17 protein-coding genes are annotated in these 20,904 nt (G+C 49.1%); all 17 read right to left on the reverse strand.

Annotated features, from left to right (window positions below; translation table 11 throughout):
* The 17 genes from QWI17_RS05225 to QWI17_RS05305 all read right to left on the reverse strand — a co-directional run bounded on the left by QWI17_RS05225 (position 1) and on the right by QWI17_RS05305 (position 20,888).
* Positions 1-4,791: a glycosyltransferase gene (locus QWI17_RS05225; RefSeq protein ID WP_302721457.1), complete on the reverse strand. Its 4,791-nt coding sequence runs from the start codon at positions 4,789-4,791 to the stop codon at positions 1-3.
* Positions 4,788-6,140: a methyltransferase domain-containing protein gene (locus tag QWI17_RS05230; protein ID WP_302721458.1), complete on the reverse strand. Its 1,353-nt coding sequence runs from the start codon at positions 6,138-6,140 to the stop codon at positions 4,788-4,790. Before QWI17_RS05230 ends, QWI17_RS05225 begins: the two co-directional genes overlap by 4 nt.
* A 57-nt stretch (positions 6,141-6,197) precedes the next feature.
* A complete protein-coding gene (locus tag QWI17_RS05235) occupies positions 6,198-6,593 on the reverse strand; it encodes an outer membrane protein assembly factor BamD (RefSeq protein WP_302721459.1) in 396 nt (131 codons plus the stop codon).
* Between the two features lie 18 nt (positions 6,594-6,611).
* The gene (gene gspD, locus QWI17_RS05240; RefSeq protein ID WP_302721460.1) at positions 6,612-8,804 is read right to left on the reverse strand and encodes a type II secretion system secretin GspD; all 2,193 of its coding nucleotides are present in this window, start codon (positions 8,802-8,804) and stop codon (positions 6,612-6,614) included.
* Positions 8,805-8,823: 19 nt separating this feature from the next.
* Positions 8,824-9,432 (reverse strand): hypothetical protein, encoded by a 609-nt coding sequence (locus QWI17_RS05245; protein WP_302721461.1) that lies wholly within the window; start codon positions 9,430-9,432, stop codon positions 8,824-8,826.
* Positions 9,425-9,982, reverse strand: a complete 558-nt coding sequence (gene gspM, locus QWI17_RS05250) for a type II secretion system protein GspM (protein ID WP_302721462.1) — start codon at positions 9,980-9,982, stop codon at positions 9,425-9,427. Before gspM ends, QWI17_RS05245 begins: the two co-directional genes overlap by 8 nt.
* A complete protein-coding gene (locus QWI17_RS05255) occupies positions 9,979-10,995 on the reverse strand; it encodes a PilN domain-containing protein (RefSeq protein WP_302721463.1) in 1,017 nt (338 codons plus the stop codon). The genes gspM and QWI17_RS05255 overlap by 4 nt, the downstream gene beginning before the upstream one ends.
* The gene (locus tag QWI17_RS05260; protein WP_302721464.1) at positions 10,982-11,842 is read right to left on the reverse strand and encodes a hypothetical protein; all 861 of its coding nucleotides are present in this window, start codon (positions 11,840-11,842) and stop codon (positions 10,982-10,984) included. The genes QWI17_RS05255 and QWI17_RS05260 overlap by 14 nt, the downstream gene beginning before the upstream one ends.
* Positions 11,842-12,417, reverse strand: coding sequence for a prepilin-type N-terminal cleavage/methylation domain-containing protein (locus QWI17_RS05265; protein WP_302721465.1), 576 nt, complete (start codon positions 12,415-12,417; stop codon positions 11,842-11,844). Before QWI17_RS05265 ends, QWI17_RS05260 begins: the two co-directional genes overlap by 1 nt.
* A complete protein-coding gene (locus QWI17_RS05270; protein ID WP_302721466.1) occupies positions 12,410-12,796 on the reverse strand; it encodes a type II secretion system protein in 387 nt (128 codons plus the stop codon). Before QWI17_RS05270 ends, QWI17_RS05265 begins: the two co-directional genes overlap by 8 nt.
* Complete coding sequence (locus QWI17_RS05275; protein ID WP_302721467.1) at positions 12,780-13,238, reverse strand: prepilin-type N-terminal cleavage/methylation domain-containing protein; 459 nt, start codon at positions 13,236-13,238, stop codon at positions 12,780-12,782. The genes QWI17_RS05270 and QWI17_RS05275 overlap by 17 nt, the downstream gene beginning before the upstream one ends.
* Positions 13,239-13,252: 14 nt before the next feature.
* Positions 13,253-13,675, reverse strand: a complete 423-nt coding sequence (gene gspG, locus QWI17_RS05280) for a type II secretion system major pseudopilin GspG (protein WP_302721468.1) — start codon at positions 13,673-13,675, stop codon at positions 13,253-13,255.
* Positions 13,676-13,709: 34 nt separating this feature from the next.
* Positions 13,710-14,912 (reverse strand): type II secretion system F family protein, encoded by a 1,203-nt coding sequence (locus QWI17_RS05285; RefSeq protein WP_302721469.1) that lies wholly within the window; start codon positions 14,910-14,912, stop codon positions 13,710-13,712.
* An 84-nt stretch (positions 14,913-14,996) separates the two neighbouring features.
* Positions 14,997-16,694 (reverse strand): GspE/PulE family protein, encoded by a 1,698-nt coding sequence (locus QWI17_RS05290; RefSeq protein ID WP_302721470.1) that lies wholly within the window; start codon positions 16,692-16,694, stop codon positions 14,997-14,999.
* A 28-nt stretch (positions 16,695-16,722) separates the two neighbouring features.
* The gene (locus QWI17_RS05295; RefSeq protein ID WP_302721471.1) at positions 16,723-17,664 is read right to left on the reverse strand and encodes a peptidylprolyl isomerase; all 942 of its coding nucleotides are present in this window, start codon (positions 17,662-17,664) and stop codon (positions 16,723-16,725) included.
* 90 nt (positions 17,665-17,754) lie between these two features.
* A complete protein-coding gene (locus tag QWI17_RS05300; RefSeq protein WP_302721472.1) occupies positions 17,755-18,837 on the reverse strand; it encodes an Ig-like domain-containing protein in 1,083 nt (360 codons plus the stop codon).
* Between the two features lie 377 nt (positions 18,838-19,214).
* The gene (locus QWI17_RS05305) at positions 19,215-20,888 is read right to left on the reverse strand and encodes a hypothetical protein (protein ID WP_302721473.1); all 1,674 of its coding nucleotides are present in this window, start codon (positions 20,886-20,888) and stop codon (positions 19,215-19,217) included.
* Between the last annotated feature and the right edge of the window lie 16 nt (positions 20,889-20,904).

A 20,904-nucleotide genomic window follows, 5' to 3' on the forward strand; every position in this document is an offset into this window, starting at 1 on the left:
CTAGTCCTGCATAATTCGCTGCAACGCCGGACGCGCAGCTTCAGGAGAAAAATAGGTTTCAAGATTACGGATGCCACCTGCGGAAATTTTCCGCCACAGTTTTGCATCCTTATAGATCTGTGCGATTTTTTCCGCAAATATTTCAGGGCCTTCGGCCACCAGAACGTCTTCGCCATCAATAGCGTGCATGCCCTCAACCGCGCAATGTGTTGCCACCACGGGAATTCCATAGTTCATCGCTTCGTTAACTTTGCCTTTAACCCCCGCGCCATAACGCAGTGGCGCAATAGACACTCTAGCTTGTTGCAGTTCAGGCTCAATATCCTCCACAAAACCTAACACGCGTACATCGTCTGCAGCCAGTGCTTTTATATCATCTGGCATGTGACTGCCGATAATGGTTGTGACGACTCCGGGCAATATCCTACGCAGGTGAGGTAACACCTCCGCGGCATACCAATTAACAGCGTCAATGTTGGGTGGATGACGAAATCCACCCACAAACAATATGCCTTCGCGCTCTGCGTAATCTGGGCGATCTGGGGTATGTGAATGTATATTGGATACTATCTCCACTCTTGCATCCGGCGTAACATCGGCCAGCAACGCCTTTTCATACTCAGAGACCACAATAGTGATATCTGAGCTGTTGATCAGTCCAAGCTCTTTGCGTTTTGTTGTCTCTGACTGCGCCATTAGCGCATCGTCATCCGATAATTGAGCTTCTCGCTCCTCGCGTACATAATGTAAATCAACAGTGTCGAAAACCAGCTTAGCTTGCGGTGCTACAGCACGTACCAAGGCCGCGTACTGAGACGCTATATAGTGACGGCTAATAAAGACAGCGTCTAACCCAGGCCCTCGCTTGCGCAGCACATTGCGGACCGAACCGGCCCACTGGTTAAAGAGCACTTCTACCCCCATCGCATTGAGCTGCTTAACGACCTTCTCTCGATATTCAAGATTATCGGCGATAAAAGTGACGTGGTAGCCTTCGTCTTTTAACACCTTGAGCAAGTTCAGCATGCGAATAGAGCCAGAATCCTGATCGGGCGTAATCATGCATGCCTCAATGACCAGCACATTCCCTTTCGTATACCGATGAGCTTGATTTTCAGGATCAACAGCGTTGTCATTGTGCCCATTAAGCACCTCTTGCCAGCGCTGGAAAAACTTTTTGCCATTAGTGACCTGATGAGCTTTAATGCCAGAGTTCTCATCCGTGCCGTGGCTCACCCCTTCAATATGAAACACTTCTGCCGCTGGCTGATAGACAACCCGCAACCCCTTTTCACGAATTCGAAACGCGAGATCGGTATCTTCGTAGTATGCCGGCATATAGTAGGTGTCAAACCCACCCATTTCAGCGAATAAGGACCGTTTTATAGCCAGCACAGCGCCAGAGCAGTAATCAACATCACGCGTATAGTTAAAACGCGGGTCACTGGCATCTTGGTTCCGCCCCCAGTTCCAACCACTGCCATCCTTCCAAATAATACCGCCCGCCTCTTGTAATGTTCCATCCTTATTCAGCAGCTTTGCGCCCACCAAACCAATGTCTTGTTGTTCGGTAAAAGTATCCAGCAACCGATCAAAGGCTCCCGGACAAACTACGGTATCGTTATTGAGCAGTACAAGAAACTCACCTTTTGCCTGGCCCGCCCCTGCGTTCATATTACCAACAAACCCCAGGTTTAATTTACCGCGATAAAACGTGACTCCACTAACCATTGCCAGTGCTTCGGCGGCATTATCGGGTGAGCAATCATCGGCAATGACTACTTCATAGGGTAGTGAGGGCGGGTTTTTAGCAATGCTTACTAAACACTGATAGGTCGTGGGATGCTGACCATAAACAGGAATAACAATAGAAAGCTGTGGCTGCCCACTGGTGGCAAGCTCAAGAGCGGGTAACTCTGCTTCTGCGTTCGCCTGTCGCTCTACGACTTCATTAAACTGCTCTACCCGCCGCCGACTCTCTACCGCAGTGACCTGCTGATTTTGCTCTCGCTGTTGTAACTCAAACCCTAAGCGATGAGCGATTGCGCGCCACTGTCCTCGTCGCACCATCGCCATGGCACGAAAGTAAGATGCAGGACGAAGTAGGTGACGTAGGGTCATTTTAGTGAAGATTAATAATCTTCGCAGCACTCTCATCATTACTCGCAAAGGTCTGGTCAGCTTCCAAGATGTACTGTTGATAACGGCATTATAGCTATTACTCAAATCGGTATTGTCAGCCCTTAATTGTTCAAGAGTTTCTTTTTGATGGTCAATATGCTGCTGAGCATCCTGAGCTTGCTTTTGTAAATCTGCAATATTGCTTTTTGCGATTGCCAGGTTATCGGCATGAAGAGCAATGGTTTGCTCTGCTCCCTGCAATGCTACCTCGTAACGAGTCGTAACAGCCTGAAGCTCTTCTTCAGCTTCGCGTAACGCTGTACCCAAATGATTGATATCTGTCTCGGCTTTTTCTAGCTCAAGCCGCTGCTCGTTTTTGATAACAGCAATTTCTTCACGGTGGTCATTTTGCAAAACTGCAATTTTTTCTTTTAGTGGTTTGTATTGCTGAAGCTCCGCATTCAAGTCCCTGTATTGTTGCATCCCTGCAACTTCCGACTCCATATCATCCAGCTCATCCAGCCGGCGTGCAACATCGGCCAGCACACCTTGATGTTGAGTTTTCCAACCGTACTGAAACAGTGATTTAATCGGGCGATCCTGGGCAGGCGGCAGTTGCTGGAAATGTTCCATATGCTCAACCAAAACGAGAGCACCCACCGCCTCATTACACTGACTTTCAATAGGTCCCATATACCAAAGTCCATACTCTTCAGTGCTATCTAGCAACACTTTAGACTCAACACTTTGGTAGTGACAGGCCTGTTTCAAAGCATCCAACCAGATTTCGGCACTGGCATCGCTGTCGATAAGTTGGGCATTCTTAACACTGGTAAGACGATCTACAAAAGAGCCTAACTTGCTCGCAACAATAGGTACACCCGTTGCCAACGCCTGTGACAATGTATAACTGTAAGTTTCTGGAACCTGGGCAGGCATCCAAACCACATCGGGTTTCTCGGCCGCTATCAGTTGTGGAAGCTCCTGTTCTTCATAGCTTCCTGTCATACTCAACGAAAATGACGGAATGTCCGTAGTGTAGCCAATCAACCGAAGCAGTAAACCGGGCGCTTCGCGGGAAGCGAGTTGCGCCACTTGCTCAACCTGACGCAAACCTTTTTCGACAGAAAGCGCGCCTAACAACAGAACCTTGTAAGGTTGAACTGGCTGAACAACCACTTCAGGGTGACTTTTCACTTCAATACTGCTGGATGGGTAAGCTTGCTGCACAACGGATGCAACACTCTGCGAGGGAGCAATAATGCGCTCAGCTCCAAGCATCAGGGGCTCTAGTTTTTTCTGCCAGGCGTCATCGTCAGTGGGCCAGGATTTATCATCGCAACACACGCCATCTCGCTTAAGGTGATAGTAGGGTGAAACTGCGTAGTAGTCGTGCAACGTTATGTCGTAGCGCGCATTTAATTGCTCAATTAGTTGCAACAACGCAAGCGGCCAGCCATGAACATGATGAAGATGCAATGAATCAAACTGGAACAGCTCGAAAAAACCCAACCATTTGGCAAATGTATGGGCACCAAAACCGCCCGATCGTATACACAGCAGCGGCTCAGAGTCGAGATAGAACTGTAGTTCCACCCCACCGCCACCTAAGCCGCGCGCAACGAGAATATCCGCATCACTCACTGACACGAGATCCTCTATGTGTTTTTGCACACCGCCTCCCCAGCCGTGGGAGAAGAACAATAAGCGAGGCCTATCGGAATGCATAAAACTTTCGATGGCCTGCACTTGGGCGGGGGTCAAACTTAACGGGTTATACTCTTGCATCGAATACATTTCTTCTAATTTGCGAAAATCAATTAATTGTTGGGCCCGCGCAGGGGCATTGCGGCTCAAAGCCATGTCAATACGATCGCGTAACTCACGAACTGGGTCCGCAGCGATAAACGAATGGACTTCGGCGAAATAATGTGGAAAGCGCTCCTGTATGACTTTCTCTGCTTGCTTTACGAGAGCATTTTTGTCGCCCTTAAAGCTCACACCACCGGCGTGATACACAAAACAGTCTGCGGCAAGCGCATGCTGCCAACCCTGAGCAGAGGCTCTAAGGCAAAAATCGTTTTCTTCACCGTAGCCACGCCCAAACGCCACCTCATCAAACAGACCTATCTGGCTTAAGCAGGCCCGCCGAATATACATGCAAAAGCCTACCGCCGTTGGCAGTGTCACCCACCGACCATCATTGGCACTGATACAGGCCTGGTGTAACGTCTCAACGGATACATTTGGGAACAAAGTGCCGTTATAGCACATGGAAGGATAGGAGCAAATTTCGGCATTATTGGAAAAAGGTGAGACGGTGGCAACACTTTCGTCGCTGATGACCACTGACTGCAATCGCCCCACCCAGTCAGCAGCTACCTGAGTGTCACTATTGAGCAATATGACATCACGATTGCCGAAAAGCCGCATTCCCATGTTAACCGACTTCACAAAACCTTGATTAACTACGTTGTGAACGACGTGAATATCAGATACTAACGCTAAAGACTCGCAGTAGTCCCTAACGCCAGCCTCAGGGCTTGCGTCATTGATAATGACCAGCGTAACCCCTTCCGGCCGACTGTTTAACACCGATTCTACACACGCCCGAGTCAGCGCTAAGTTGCGGTATACCGGTAAAACAATATACGGAAAGCGCTCATTCACTCAGCAACTCTCTTGCGAAACTTCAGTACAACGTTATCGTTCCACGCCCAGGTTTTGTTAACGGCCCACAACTGATCCGTCCGAGCAGCTAAGTCTTGATTAACCTTTCGTTGATCGCCCAATTGATTCCGGAGTGCCTGATAGTCCTTATTTAAGCTTAAACCAAGCTTTTTGAGGACTCTTTCCCAGAGGGAATATTTCAGTGGTTCTTGAGCAGTGGACTCGTGTAAAGGCGGCGGATTCAAAGTAAACGGGACTATTTCATGCGGCTGAATATCATAAGAACTCCACTCTAGCTCCATGCCCAAAGCAGCGCACATATTAGTAATGAGTTCTGGGTGATAGAACCTGACATGCTCTGGGTCACGCCAAAAGCCCAGCAATTGTGAGCGTATTGATTCGGGGTCGGGGAAAACCAACACTAGAACGCCGTTACGTTCTAGTGTCTGACTCATCCCCTCGAGTAAACTTTGCACCAGTTCTACGGGCAAATGCTCAACAAAATGAGAGCAGTAGATGCCATCAAACTTTTCATTGTTATTCTGAATATACTGAACCGCATCGGCTTCAATAATATCCAACCCCATTTCGCGGCCATATTCTACGATTCCTGGACTCCTTTCGACTCCTACCCCATAAATCCTGCTTTTACGCAACAGATCGAGAAACAAGCCAACACCACACCCGAGATCTAGAACACGCTCACAACCTTGAAACAACTTGGCATCAGGAGCCTGCATAGCCGCAAGTAATGAGTGATCCCTAGACAATAATTCGTATGTATCGTAGTCAAACTTAAGGGGTTTAGACGTTGCCACATCCCGAATAGCGGCCTCGACAAGCGCCTCCGATGCCAGGGGGCCAACATAGTTTGTTACCCCCATCTCGCCAAGCATCTGTTTGTATTGTTCGGGGGCTGAAACAATAGCCGCTTTGCTTAGACAAGCTGACACCCAGGATCGAGCCTCTTTCGTCGCATCAGCAATGGCGCCACAGGACCTTTCGTTCAGGGAAATAACACAGGGGAGACCCAACTGAGAGGCGACTCGCAATAAATCTATCGTACAACCGTAAACATCATGTACAAATAGCCCAGCGTAACGGCCACTCATCAATTTTTTAGCCACTACTGCGTTTAGCGACTGTGAAGCAAAGCCTCCCGACAAGGATGCGCAGTGCTGTGCCACAAAGTAGACATCTTCACGATCACTGAGCCAGGCGGCCAATCCTGTGGGCGACTTACTGCTCGTAAATTCAAACCAAAGTGTATGACACTCAGCTGACTCGCACTCGGCCGAGCCAATCAGTCCAACTTGTAGAAGCTGGGGCGATTCCAAATTTTTCTTCATACCGCCCCCTGAAAAGCTGTCAATAGCGCGCAAAAGACACTTATATCAGAAACTCAATTATTTCTGATAAAGCCACCAGTTGCCATCAATATTGATCCAGCGTTCATTAATCTGAGTCGTCAAATCGGTTTTAATAAATGCAGTACGGTACGTCACGATGTATCGAACATCGCACAACTGCTCTTCACAACTAACGGAGTCAATCTTTCCAGATTTCCAGCCTGCTGCACCTGCAACATGGGGCTTATAACGCGCGAGAGACACACTGGAACGGTATGCCGGCGAGGTAAACTCGTACGCTTTTTCTAAATCCTTAGCCAGCAGCGCATCCAGCCTTTCCTGCGCCAAACGGCCCACCGTTTCTTCTGGCGTGCTGGATTTAAACTGACCAGCACAGCCAGCAACAATAAGCGTCGCAAACAATAAAGAAACAACACCAATATTCTTTTGCATAAAAAATCTCACAATTATTTACTCGTTAACTAATCTACTAGAGTCTATCGACTGTTCAAAAGCCTCCAAACCCTTCATGCGACTGCGCATTTCTTTTGTCACATCTCGGAGATCCTGGTCTGTTTTCATCACATGAGGAGTGATTATAACTAGCAGTTCCTGCCGTTCTTCTTCAATAGTGGTTCCACCAAACATCCAACCAATTAAGGGCAAATCACTAAAGAAAGGCAATCCACTCTTAGCCGAGCTTTCTGTGTCACTGATAAGTCCGCCCAAAATAACAGATTCACCGGACCGTACAGCCACCTTACTTTGAATGGAGCGCTCAAAAAACGATGGATTTCCAGCGGCTCCTGGCGCCCCTTGGTTTTGATTAGAGACCGACTGCTGTATTTCCATGGTCACCAACCCGCCAGCATTCACCGAAGGAGTAACGTCTAACTGCACACCGGTATCACGATACGTTACATTTTGAGTAGAACCATAGTCTCCGGCCGTTGTGCTAGACAAAACCGCCGTTGAATTACCCACCTGAATAGATGCAGACTGGTTGTCCAACACCATAAGCGACGGCGTGGATAAGACCTTCAATAAATTTTTTCCGGCCAACACATTCAAAACAGCCTGAATGCTGCCAATTGAATTGGTAAACGCGTAGCCAAAGTTAGGGATTGAGCCAGAAAATTCACCGCTGCCATCTACATTAAACCCAACATTGCCCACTCCCGAGCGGCCACCATTAAACTCATTATCAAAATACCACTCCAAGCCGTATTCTAAATTATCGGTAAGCCTCACCTCTATGATACTTGCCTCAATTAGTATTTGTGAGGGCATAATATCAAGACTTTTTAAGGCTGACGAAATCTTTTTATACTCTGTACTGGTCGCATAGATTAACAATGAATTATTAACTTGGTCTGCGACAATTTTAGCCGTATCACCAAAAGAATAACTTGATGCACCGGAAGCTGTACTATTGCGATGTCGGTTGCTGGATTGTGACGCTGCCCCAGCCGCACCCGTTGTACTTCCTGCATCGGAAGTAAGAGAGGAAGGCGTCAGCCCTGGCGAAACACCTCGGCCAGATTGTCGACTTAAAGAGCCTGAACCTCCAGTGCCGCCAAAGACACTACTGATCAAGTGTGCCAAGTGATCGGCATTACCATTTTGCACTTCGTACACATACAGCTGAGGTTCAGCACCAGACTCAGGCGCTTTATCGAGCTTTTCAATCCAATCACCTACTCTTTTTAAGTAAGCTTTTTTCGGTGTTACTACCAATATACTGCCCAATGATTCTAGCGGTATGGTGTTGACCAATCCGCTTAGTTGCTCCTCGCCTCCGGAAGCCATAGAAGACATAACAGAGGTGAGTGCTGAAAGAATTTCCTCCACTGAGCTGTACTCGACCGGGAATATGCCCACCGACATACCACTCAACACATCAACATCGAACATTTCGACAATATCTAACCAGCCATCCATCTGACCTCTGGTGCCGGCCAATATTAGCAAGTTACGAACACCGTCCACACGTATAAAGGCCGTCTCAGGGGCAACCGGTGTGAGAATATCGACCATTTCCTGTGCACCGATATGCTCTAAAGGCACAATGACGTTACTAAAGCCCGCACCGGTGTCATTTAAGTTGTTATACCTAGGCATACGCCTATTTGCATTTTCAGCTGCGGTAATCACATAACGAGCAGCGTTGCCACCACGAATCATGACCAAGCCGTTTTCTCGTAAAAAGGCCTCAACAATCATCAATAATTCATCGCGATCGATCGGCCCGCGCGAGCGCAGAGTAACCGTGCCAGTAACAGGGGTTTCTATGATGTAGTCTAATCCCAGTATGTCTCCCAATACACCATGAATGACATCTTCCAGTGGAGATGCATCAAAGTTAACCATTACTGCATTTCCTGAAATGGCAATGGGGCTTCGGGCTTCAGGGGCTTTATAAAGGCGTCCGCTCCCGGGGTATAAATCCGGCTCCCTGCGTTGGTCTTGCCCGTCGCCCTTAAGGTTAGCCTTATCAGCGCCAAATACTTGTGCCTGTTCAGCCTCTTCTGTTTGCTCGCTTACAGTTGTACCCTCTTCAACACCCAAATCCACTGATTTTTGCCAAGGCGTCGCGCAACCAACCAACAGCAGGCTCATCAAACATGCGGAGCTTTTAAACATCACCCAGGTTACTCTATTCATTCAAAATCTCTCGTCAACCTTAGTTGTCGTTGTTAAATTCAGTATATTCACGTGGCCAGCTTGGCGAAATATCTACCTTGGGATACATCAGGAGACTCTCTCTGACGACGTTATCTGTGTTTTGTGTTGCGGACTCTACAAAACGCGCTCCGTCACCAATGACCTCTTCCAAAGTCCAACCTGCCAAGCTTTCACCAATACGCAGCCGATACATCTTGCCTTTGTAGTTGATGTTTACCACACTGCTCTCGCTTGCACCTAGGACACCGAGGAGCTCAAACGATTCAACGTTGCGATTCACTTTCTTAGGCGCGGGCTTTGCTCTCCCTACTTTGACAATTTCTGGCGGCGGGCGACGCTCCGGCCAAAACAGCGGCCGCTCAATCAGTATGCCATCATGTTCTGTCGTTTTAACCGTATTCGCAAAAACAACGGGCCGCAGAATCTTGCCATCAGGCTGCCTTATACCCACCTTTGTTTTCACGCTATACATAGCGACGAACAGAAGTACCCAAACAACGGAGACAAGCACGGCAACTACCGCCAGCCACTTTATTTTGTCAAAAACAGAAAGTGAACTTAGCGAATATTTAAAGTCGCTTAATGTGAAGCTAGAACTTCTACTCATGATCAAATTTCATACTGTAAAGCTGTATCCGCACTTCAATCTCCTGCGAAGTATCTTTGCCTCTGCGCCGTTTAGGCTGGACATCTAAACTTTCTACAATCACTAAAGGGCGTGCCTGAGACAACTTGCGCAATGTCTCTTCCAGTTGTTCTAGTTCGCCTTCTGCATTAATTGTCAATCCTACGCGTGTAAGCCCTTCCAGTTCTTTCGCCGGTCTTATTCCGCTTCCACTCACTGTCAGCCCTGAAGATGAAAACATTGAACGCAAATTCTGCTGCATGCGTACAGCTATCGCGTTGGCATCCTCGTCCGTATACATAAATTCAGTTAAGTAGTCGCTAACCCTGGATTCAGCCTGGCGGATATCACCTTCAGACTGCAACATGCCTTGTAATCTCGCCACTCGGGGCATCATGTCTGACACCTGAGCCCGGTAAAGCAAAAAATTTGTAAAACAATACAGAAACAATACCAATGCTGCCGCTAAAATGGCGGCAAAGGTACCGTAAACTAGCCATTGGGCCCTAGTCAGACTTTTAATGCTCTTCATTTTTTTTCCTCTAGCGAGGAAAACGTCAATTCTATCTGAAAGCGCTCAAGGTCCCGATTCCCAATTTTACGAAACCCAGAGGTTGCTCTTACCTTCTCGAAATATGGCTGCTGCGACAAATACTGCATCATCGCTGCGGCGTTGACAGCAGTACCTTGTATTTCCACTACCGATCCACGCTGGCTATAGTCGCTTAGCCAAACATCATCCGCCAACAAATACGTCAAAAGGTTTAATGCCTGTAAAGGCTGAACATCAGATTGCAACAGGCCATTTAGGTCGTCAATCAGCTTATTTTTTTTCGCAAGACTGCCACGCAATGAGGCTATCTCACCGGCTTCTAGTCTAACCTCACTGTAAGCTTCCTCTACATACGCCAATTGTTGTAGCTTATAAAAAACCGGCGTAATACAAACCACAAGAAAGGCTAGCGCAATACAGGCACACATCACGGCAAGCTTCTTCAAACGCCCTGAATAACGTTTGTTTCTTTGCGTCTCAGCGAAACCTTCAATCACTACATATTGGCTCCCGACCTGCGCCCAAATTTCTAACGGGTCATCACCCAGCGCTGGGGTACCGTGGACATATTCCATAACGGCGCTGGTAGAGACAATCACAAGCGCCACGACAATGACCGAACCGGTATTTTCCATAACTTGCCAACCAGTGGCTGTATCCTCTGGGGCAAATGGACTACTGGCAATGACTTCCGCCGCCACTACTTGAGATAAATTGGCATGAGCACTTCTGGGCAATCGAATCTGGCGATCGAGAACCAGTTCCTGTGGCAGCAGTAAGGCACATGCCTGTGTATCTGCCGCACCGGAACCGATACTTTGACTAACGACTTCACCCTGCTTCAATTCAAGAAGCTCTACGGGCTCGTCTAACAACGAACGGATACGAGCGCCCTGCTGCCAGAACACCTCGCGCCATGCGGCAATATACTCTTGCCACATTCCCTTTAAATCAACACCAAACAAAACCCACTGGTGGCTATTCGTTGCCATATTTTTCCAAGCTATTAAACTGTAATGTATTTACGGCCTTAACGGGAAGCCTGCGGGCGACTTGCCAACCAGTCACGCCATTGCCAGGCTCCATCCAAACGGAGCGTTCAAATATCCGCCCTGAAGGCATTTTCACCCGAGCATCTACACGTGTTAGGCTCCTCGCTATCCTGACCCCCGAAAATGCATCTGGTTCAGTGCTGGTCTGATTTTCCATCCATAATTCAATAGCGCCTGGGTCACTCGCGGCTACAATTTTCACTACTTCTGCTGGGGCCTGCTCAAGGTTCACCGTTTTGCTACCCTGAGCACCTGAGTGGAGAACGGGCCGTACAGCCTCATACACCTCCCGGGTGATTCCGGGTACCGACATAAGGTCCTCCATTACCGCAATCCCTTTATACTCACCCTGAGATCGCTCAGGAACTTCAGCCGCTAATAAGGTGCGCCACTGTACCACAGAATCTGCCAGCTCGGCCGCCCGAGGCAACTCAACATGAGCCATAATGTGAAACATTTGAGTTAGCAAGTCCTTACTCGCATCACGCACACTTATCAGGGAGTCAAAGGGCACTGCACGGACATTAATCAGTGATTCCGCCAGCTGGTATTGCCTGAGGTATAGAGGCTGGTCCTCGGGCGAAGTAACCAGTATCAATTGCGCCGCCCCGTCGCCCAGCGCCTCACTTTTAGCTCGCTCTACCACCAGCCGGGTAAACCGGATATCTGTTTTCGCCAACATAGCTAAGGAGCTAACCAGCAGCGTGAGGGCCGCAACAAACCATAGCAAAATAGCCAGTGCAACACCTTTTTGCTTGGTATAACGATTTCCGTCGTGGCGCGCCATTACCAGCCCCTAACCGGAATGATTAATTCGGGCCAATAACGACCACTCACTTTTAGCGCAATCTTTACAAATCCGGGCGGGTACTGCTCTGCATTCCTGTTCCACTGCTCCTGCCAGGGGGAATAGCGATCCTTACGATAGCTGACCGTAAAATCCTCAACCTTATCCGCCAGCAAATACGCCTCTTCCTCTCCCCATATTACAAAATTGATGCCCTCGCGCAACTGCAACCACAGCTTGTCTTGGTCTCGACTTATACGCATAGCGAAAAGTCCTCCCTGCTGGCCCGGAATAGGCATAGGCGAGGCGAAAATAAGTTCGTTAGCCTCGCCGTAGAAGTAATGTCCCTCTGAGCGACCGAACATAAACATAGGCACAGGCTTGGCCTGCATAAGCAAGCGCCGTATAAATCCATTTACCGCTCTTAGCTCAGCGTTATTATCGGCGCGATGCTCCAATTTGGTTTGCGTGAGTGCTAGTGTGCGCATTCCAGTCAAGGTTGCCATTACAACTAACGACAAGATGGTCAAAGCAACCACCATTTCAATCAGGGTAAACCCTTTGTGGCTATTCATTGGCATCCACTCGCGCCTCGGGCACCACTGAATTTAAGACAAACTTTCTGCCACCAGAACCTTGCCCCCACTGAACCTCAACATCGATTCGATATAGCATTAAAGGATCGCCATTGACGTCACTAAGGGGGGCCGTCTGCACTGACCAGCGATATCCATCCGCCGTTTCGCTCCGCGTGTTCACACCGCCTTGTGGAACTAGGCTATTTTCAGCCAATAGCGACTGAGCTATGGTCACTGCGTAGGCATAATCTTCGCCAACAGCGACACTTCGCACTGAACCGCCCGCTGACTGATATAACATCCCAAAAGATATACCTAGAATGGCAACAGCCACGAGCATTTCCAAAAGGGAAAAGCCCTTATGGTGCAATCGCATGCTGCTTTACCTCACCCAGAAGCCAGCCAACTTCCAACCGCACTCCCGAGTCGTCGGAGCGCAATACATCGATATTACCCCCAGTGGAGGTGCCATCAGAGTAAAAGCGCAATACTCCCGTGTTGCCATTTATTTCATACTCTTGAGCACTAACAACCTCAAGGCGCAACTCATCGGGCAGATAATATTTTTCGTCTGAGTCTAACCTCAGCCAGCGCTCGCGAGGGTTGACTAGCACACTGGCATAAGGCGCCCCACTCAAGGCCCGCAGTTTTGCCGACTCCAACATTGTTCGCACTTCTCGCACCGCGCTGCGATAAGACATACTTTGGTATATCTTGGATGCAGCGGGCACAGAAACAGCAACCAACATGGCAGCAATAGAGATCGCCACCATTACTTCGATTAACGTAAAACCAAGTTGCCTATACCGCTTATGCATATAGAGCTGAAGGACTACAGCTGCCAATTACCGACATCGGCGGCATCACCTTCACCACCCGGCTTACCATCGGAACCCAGCGAGTAAATATCTACATCAGCGTGCTCCCCGGGTGATTTATACTGATAATCGCGATTCCAGGGGTCCTGAGGTATTTCATTACGACGCAAGTAAGGACCATTCCATCCCGCTACCTGACCTGGGTTACTCACTAATGCTTCCAAGCCATGCTCACTGCGAGGAAACTCACCGGTATCCAGCATGTAAATTTCCAGCGCCTGCTCAAAATCTCGAATTTGTACTTTGGCGGTGTCGCTTTTTGCACCACTAAGCTGATTCAGAACTTTAGGCCCAACTAAACCGGCCAACAGGCCAATGATCGCCAGCACCACCAATAGCTCTACCAACGTAAAGCCTGATTGTTTTGTATTTTTCATAACACTCTACCTATATTTCAAGTATGCCGACCGATCAGACCGCCAAATCATTAACCGACAAAATACCCATTAAAATGGCCACAATTATAAAACCAATCATACCGCCCATAGTTAAAATCAAAATAGGCTCTAACAAAGTAAGACTGCGCTTGATACCAGAGGAAACCTCATCATCATAAACTTTCGCCAACTCAAGCAACATCTCGTCAAGCTGCCCTGACTCTTCACCTACACGCACCATTTGAATCATAAGCGGAGAAAACATATCGGCCTCAATGAGCGCTTTAGAGATCCGCCCTCCCTTTTTCACTTCAGGAGCCAGTGCCGCCAATGCAGAGTGTACATGCACGTTGCCAACGGTACCTACGGCAATCTTTAACGACTGCAGGAGTGAGACACCGCTGGACAACAAAGTTCCCATTGTTCGGGAAAAACGAGCGACTTCATACTTAAAAACCACGCCGCCAAGTACTGGCAATTTAAGCAAGAAATTATCGAGCCAATTGCGCCCTGGCTCAGTTCTTAACCAACGCCGCAATGCATATATAAAAAGACCTGAGAACAGCACAATCCATATGCCATTATTTTTAATAGCCTCCCCCCCCGCAATAACCATTTCGGTTAACAGCGGTAAAGACTCGCCCATATCGGAGAACAGCGCATCAAATTGGGGAACCACAAAGCCAAGCATGACCAATACGGAAATCAGCGCAACAACAGCCAAAATGGCTGGGTATATCATGGCGGAGACCACACCAGAGCGCACTTCTTTGATTCGCTCCAGCTGCTCGCTCAGACGGTTAAGCACCTGGGCCAAGTTACCACTGGCTTCACCAGAGCGCACCATACTAATGTAAAACTCATCAAATTGAGCCGGATGCTCCGCCAACGCCTGACTAAAACCCTTGCCCGACTTAACTGTGTTTAATACACCGGTGAGTACAGTTCTGACATTGTCGTGTGTACTCATATCCAGCAGAACTTTCAGAGCCTTATCAATTGGCAACCCTGCCCGTAACAATACGGCCAATTCGCTGGTGAAAGACAGCACCTGTTTTTGGCCAAAACCGCCGCCGCGGCTCCTGACCGCAGCGCTTTGCACACCGCCAGAAAGAGAAAGCACCACCAAACCCTGACTACGTAGCTCACGTGCGGCTAAATCCTCGGTTCCAGCATCCAATGAGCCTTCTACCAAGGAGCCGTCGCGCTTGGCTGCTTTATACGAATAACCTGGCATAAACATTTCGACCTTAGGCCGCCACAGTGTTTAATCGATAGAGTTAATAGTGGGCGTCTAACACCCGTGATCAAGGCTTGCCGGTCAGGCAATCACCTCTTCCGCTTCAGACTGATCCTGAGTGACGCGCAGCACTTCCTCAAGCGAGGTTTCGCCTTTTGCCACTTTGCGCAAACCGTCTTCAAACAAGGTCAACATCCCCTCACTGCGAGCCGTCGCGTGCAGTTTAGTGGCATCGGCGCCACTTTGAACTGCACGATGCATTGCACCGGTCATAACGAACAACTCATGAATAGCCGTTCGACCTTTGTACCCCGTGTACTTACAGAGCTCACATCCACCAGGGCGGTAAACCGTCTGCCCGCTGTCAATGAATTTAGCCAGCGCAGCATACTCGCCAGGAGCAATATCTGCTACCGGGCGCTCAACCTTACAGTGCTTGCACAAAGTACGAACCAGACGCTGGGCCAACACTCCATTCACTGAAGACGTTATCAGGTAACGCTCTATTCCCATATCTTCTAACCGGGTAATTGCACCTGCAGCAGTATTTGTGTGCAACGTAGACAATACCAGGTGGCCCGTAAGAGCGGACTGAACGGCAATTTGCGCTGTTTCACCATCGCGCATCTCGCCGATCATAATAATATCGGGGTCCTGGCGCAAAATAGCTCGCAGAGAGCGGGCGAACGTTAAGTCTATTTGAGACTGCACCTGAATTTGATTGACGCCCGCCAACTGATACTCAACAGGATCTTCAACGGTAATAATTTTTAGCTCAGACGCATCGAGTGTCGCCAGTGACGCGTACAACGTCGTGGTTTTACCGGAACCTGTCGGCCCGGTCACCAGAAGCACCCCGTGCGGTCGAGCGAGCAACTCTTGATACTTGGCTAGTGTATCGACCGCAAACCCCATACTCTCGAGACTTAGCTGAATGCTATCCCGGTCGAGTACCCGCATCACAATACTTTCGCCGTGGACAGTAGGAATTGTGGACACCCGCAGGTCGAGCTCATGCCCTTTTACACGAGTCATTATGCGTCCGTCCTGTGGCAGGCGGCGCTCAGCTATGTTCATTTTAGATAAAAGCTTAATGCGCGATGCGATGGCCGGCGCTTGCCCCAAAGGTGGCGGGTCTACCATCTCCTGAATCACACCGTCAACGCGGTAACGTAGATGTAATTTATCCTCAAAAGGCTCGATATGCACATCCGATGCGCCCATATCCAACGCTTTGTGAATAATTTGATTCACCAAGCGAATGACTGGCGCCTCACTGGCCAAATCTTTAAGGTGCTCGACAAATTCAAGATCGCCCTCTACATCATGAACTTCATCATCAACCTCTGTATCGCTCTCGTCATTGGTGGCAACACGTTTGGACAAAGCCGTGTTGATATCGGCCTCAAGGCCTAGGTGCAACACGACAGGCTTGCCTAAAGCCAGGCTAAGACCCTTAATAATAAAAGGGTCTTGAGGGCACGTTGCCGCAAACTCATAACGCTCCCCAGCGCGAACAGGAACCACCGCGTTACTGGATAAGAAAGCTTCCGAGATTCCATCGACCTCTACCGGCTCCTCAGGGTAACTATGCGCATCAAGCAGGTTGACCTGCAACAATTCGGACAGAGCGCGATACACATCAAGCTCTGATACCACACCAAGCTTGATCAACACTTGGCCAAAGTAGCCACCCATTTCCTTTTGAGCCAGTAGCGCTCGCTCCACATCGCGCGAAGACAATTTATCCTTAGCTAAAAGGTAGTCACCTAATCTCACATTACTCTCCAAAACAATCGATTAGGAATTACTTTACATTTTCAGTAGCTGGCGCAGAGTTTTTAGTCTCGGCGCCGTACTTGGCCTCAAGCGCAGCCACAGCCTCATGATCTATATCGGCCTCTAGTGTAGAAGTACGGATTTCAGTAACCAATTGCTCAGATGCCTCGCTTGCCATCTGACGCCTCAACTCTTCAATTAGTTTTCCCTTAACCGCGATAAAAGGATCTTTTTTCAGGGTGTCCTTCCGGTTGAGCTTAATAATATGGTAGCCATATCGGGTTTTGACCGGAGCACTGATATCGCCCTCATTTTCCAACGCAAAAGCTGCCTCTGAAAATGGCTTAACCATTTTGTTGGCTTTAAAAAAGCCCAACTCACCACCCGCGGCGCCACTACCCTTGTCATCTGAAAGCTCTTTAGCTAACTCTGCAAAGTCCTCACCGGCCAGTGCTCTCTGGTGAATGGCCTCTATCTCGCGCAAAGCCTGCTCGTCGCTTTTCTCGTCAGTGCTAATTAGAATATGTGAGGCATTCACTCTGGGACTACGGGCAAATCTTTCCGGCTCGGCCAGATATTTTTCCTTTGCCAGAGCCTCCCAGTCAACATTGTCACGTGCCTGACTGACGACGTTCGCTTGCAGGCGCGCCGCATCCCAGCTCGCCCGCTGATATTCTGTTTGCCATGCCAATTGGTCCTGATCAATACCCAAGCCATTTTGCTGTGCTTGTTTCGCCATGGAGCGCACAATAAGAATATTCTGCACGTACTGCATGACCGCATTGGGCCGCCCTAGCAACTCCCGAATTTCAGCGTCAGGGCGCTGAAATGCCAAGTAACGTTCTACATCAAGGTTGGTTACTGCAATGCCGTCTAACTCGGCTAACACCACAGGTGTATCGGCCATACCCTTCAACGGAAGTAGACATACACCCAACACAAGAAACCGTCGCAATGATCTTACAAGCATTAACTTTTTTCCTTCCAAATTTGGCTACACGTTATAAACAAAAAAGCGGCGCATGCCAGCACATGCGCCGCTTTTTATTGGACAATAAATTTAGTCGAGTGTTCCACCAGCGTAGTACTGCATATACACACCACAACGACTGGACGTACACTGACCCTCATTATACTTGACGTTCAAGTAGAGCTCCTGGTTGCGAGGCGTTAAGCAGTACTGCGGTGGCGCAGAGTTTGTCTGGGCCGTATACCAACTAATCTGACTGCCCACAGCTTGCGCGCATTTTTGGACAGGCTCACCACCTGGGCACTCCGATAGCCATATCTTCCTTGAATCGTTGGCCGTCACATAGTTACCCCACAGAGTAACGCGCTGGAAGAAGCTGGGGTTGCTACCAATGCGAACTTTACCAGCTAACGTCCGACCATAACTTAAATCAAACTCCATCAAACTGGTCGTGTTACCCCAGTTCGTGAATATTTCGTGACCGTTCCTCACTGTTACGTCACTGGGAACATCACACTCACCCTCGGAGCCCCCACCACCGCCGGTGCTGGTTTGCGCCGCATAATTAACAGTCAGTGTATTAGAAGCAGAACCTGACTGACTTGCCGAGTCCACATAGTTACCCGTGACCCTAATGGTCGCAGTACCAGAGGTAGAGCCCGAAGGCGCTGTATAAGTGGCGGAATAAGAGCTACCCGAACCGCTCACCGAGGATAGTGAGCCAGCACTGTATGACACATCAGAGCGCGAAAAGCCCGTCACCGGCTCACTAAAGCTAAAGGAAACCGTTGCCGTTTGGCCGGCGCTGAGCGTTGAGTCATTGATAGAGATGGAAACCGTTGGCGCTTCATCCGCAGGGCCCGTACCAACACAAGTATCGGCAATGCCATCATCGTCGGTATCTTCTGCCGTAGTCGTCTCGTCGTGACACACCATGGAGCCTGTGCCGGAAGGTAGCGAACCAGGGTCAAATACGGCCCCTGTAATTACCATGTTGCCATATTCATCTACAAGAAGACCTGATACGTCATACAGGATATCATCATCGTAGGTCGGACCTGAGCCAGTACCATCATGCTCACTGCCCGCATCCAGGCGCAACGTGGCAGCAGAGGCTCCAATGGCAATGCTCGCCAGAGCACAACCCAAAGCGGTTTTAGTAAAGTGTTTCATTGTTCACCCTCACAAAGTTTAAAATATATTCTTTTATATTCGGGCCTTACTCCGAGGCTACGCCAAATACTCGTCACTTTGATCTTCCTACCCATACCATTAGCAGAATGCAGGCCAAAGTGAAAAAATTATCCTTTTGAATGCAATATTCCCATCGGATTATTATAAGCAGCAGTTCCGAAATTTCTATTCCCTATTAAGCTCGTTAATCGACCGCTTGTCAACATTGCGTACAATTTCCTACAAATTTGAGAGTTACATCACTTAGCTCACACTTCACTTCAAACTTAAAGTACTAACCATCATCCTCTCAAACAATAGGCAAAAAAAAACGCGACCCGAAGGCCGCGCTTTTAAGACACTTTTAAGCTGAAAGCTTATGGTGCTGAGCTGTCGATACCGTAGCCGTCGTGACCAGGATCAGCTGGCAAGCCGTCGGCAACTTCGCCGTCGTCAGCGCCATTCGCTGGGTCATAACCAACAATCAAACGAGTTGACTTGTGGTCAATAACACCGGCGTAGAACGCACCAGAACCAGACAGACCGTCAACACCCGCTGCAGTGTACTTCTGTACCGCAAAGCCGGTTACCGGCAAGCCGATAATCGCTTGGGTTTGAGCAGCATCCAACAAGTAACGAGCGTCACCGTCAGCATCCAAGGTGAAGTCCATACGAGCCCAACCGTTTTCGTGGTCAACTTCGGCGTTAATACCGTAGAAAACGCGATCAGAAGCGTCCACTGCAGAACCTTCACCGAAGCCCATAACAGAAACCTCAGTACACAAGGTCAGGTCATCGGAAGTTGGACCACCTACTGGGCGAGGCGAGAAGTCTACGCCACCGGTCAACTGAGTAACGGCCTCTTCACGATCCCACATTTCCAGCTCAATGGTTTCACAAGCATTGCTGGTCCACTCAGTGGTGAATGGAGGACGAACCAAGGTATCATTCCAAGGCGTACCTGCATCGTCTGCATCCTGCAAGTCGAAGACATAGCGACGCTTGGTAGGCATAGCAATAACCCAGTCGGTTTCAGCCTGAATAATTTCATCCAGCACGAAATCGTTAGAAATGGTGTCATGCATAAACAGAGCAGAAACCGCATCCAAACCGTCAGTGGTTACAAACGAAACAGGAGTCACGCCGTCCAGAATATTCGCAGTTACCTGAGAGTTCTGCAAGCTAGGCTCAAGAGTACCTGGGTTGGTGTGGTTAGGGGCATAGAAGGCGCCGGCGTCGTAGAACGCATCCAGAGCGCGAGCACTGTAAGTTGCGTTGGTGCCTTCCATTGGGTTAATCAGTACGCCATAGCCGTACAGACCGCCCAGAGTGCCGTCCGCATCAGTACCTACCAGCATTGATGGAGCGTTAGGGTTGGTATTAAAGGTTCCAGTACCAGTATCGCTAACAACACCTGTGCCATCTACAATGTCACCAGTCTCGAACGAAGCGCCAGAAGTTACCCAGCGACCCACAACCGCCGCACAATCAGCAGGCATGCCTGACGGATCGTGCAGGATGTCAGCGGCCAAGGCGTTACCTTCGGCGGTACCGAAGCCAGTGCCATCTTCTGCAACAACAGCCATCTCGATCAGCTCAACGTAACCTTCGTTGGTACGAGCCAAACCGGTAGAACCGCCGTCGTCTGCGTATTGCAGATCACGGAAAGCTTCACCGTCTACAGCAGTTGGGTTGTCAGCGGTAGGACGAGAGATGTGAGGAACAGTACAAGAGTTATCACGAGTGATAATCTTAGCGCCGTCACCTTCTGGCACAACAGCACCAGTCCAAACGTCTTCTGGAGACAGGTACAAGTTAAAGTCAAGTACCTCTTGGCTGTTTTCGGCTTCGATGAAACGAACCTTAACAGCTTTGTAGTATTCGGTAGTGTTAACTACAGAGATGTAGGTGTTTTGGCCACCTTCAATTGAGTAGTAAGGGTAAATAAGAACTTCACCCAGACCGTCATTGTTAATGTGTACGGCTTGGGCGGTACCCGCTGCACCAGCCAGTCCCGCCAGCATTGCCAAAGGTAGAAGTTTTTTCTTCATTGTCTAGCTCCTAGAG

Origin of the sequence: Gilvimarinus gilvus (genome assembly GCF_030518155.1) — a bacterium.
Taxonomy (GTDB): Bacteria; Pseudomonadota; Gammaproteobacteria; order Pseudomonadales; family Cellvibrionaceae; genus Gilvimarinus; species Gilvimarinus gilvus.

Excerpts from the sequence above, each read along its gene's own strand:
- gspD (WP_302721460.1), bottom strand. The coding sequence starts at position 8,804 with ATGAATAGAGTAACCTGGGTGATGTTTAAAAGCTCCGCATGTTTGATG.
- QWI17_RS05295 (WP_302721471.1), bottom strand. The coding sequence starts at position 17,664 with ATGCTTGTAAGATCATTGCGACGGTTTCTTGTGTTGGGTGTATGTCTA.
- QWI17_RS05230 (WP_302721458.1), bottom strand. The coding sequence starts at position 6,140 with ATGAAGAAAAATTTGGAATCGCCCCAGCTTCTACAAGTTGGACTGATT.
- QWI17_RS05255 (WP_302721463.1), bottom strand. The coding sequence starts at position 10,995 with ATGGCAACGAATAGCCACCAGTGGGTTTTGTTTGGTGTTGATTTAAAG.
- QWI17_RS05300 (WP_302721472.1), bottom strand. The coding sequence starts at position 18,837 with ATGAAACACTTTACTAAAACCGCTTTGGGTTGTGCTCTGGCGAGCATT.
- QWI17_RS05270 (WP_302721466.1), bottom strand. The coding sequence starts at position 12,796 with ATGCGATTGCACCATAAGGGCTTTTCCCTTTTGGAAATGCTCGTGGCT.
- QWI17_RS05265 (WP_302721465.1), bottom strand. The coding sequence starts at position 12,417 with ATGAATAGCCACAAAGGGTTTACCCTGATTGAAATGGTGGTTGCTTTG.
- gspG (WP_302721468.1), bottom strand. The coding sequence starts at position 13,675 with ATGAAAAATACAAAACAATCAGGCTTTACGTTGGTAGAGCTATTGGTG.
- gspM (WP_302721462.1), bottom strand. The coding sequence starts at position 9,982 with ATGAAGAGCATTAAAAGTCTGACTAGGGCCCAATGGCTAGTTTACGGT.
- QWI17_RS05260 (WP_302721464.1), bottom strand. The coding sequence starts at position 11,842 with ATGGCGCGCCACGACGGAAATCGTTATACCAAGCAAAAAGGTGTTGCA.
- QWI17_RS05245 (WP_302721461.1), bottom strand. The coding sequence starts at position 9,432 with ATGAGTAGAAGTTCTAGCTTCACATTAAGCGACTTTAAATATTCGCTA.
- QWI17_RS05275 (WP_302721467.1), bottom strand. The coding sequence starts at position 13,238 with ATGCATAAGCGGTATAGGCAACTTGGTTTTACGTTAATCGAAGTAATG.
- QWI17_RS05285 (WP_302721469.1), bottom strand. The coding sequence starts at position 14,912 with ATGCCAGGTTATTCGTATAAAGCAGCCAAGCGCGACGGCTCCTTGGTA.
- QWI17_RS05235 (WP_302721459.1), bottom strand. The coding sequence starts at position 6,593 with ATGCAAAAGAATATTGGTGTTGTTTCTTTATTGTTTGCGACGCTTATT.
- QWI17_RS05305 (WP_302721473.1), bottom strand. The coding sequence starts at position 20,888 with ATGAAGAAAAAACTTCTACCTTTGGCAATGCTGGCGGGACTGGCTGGT.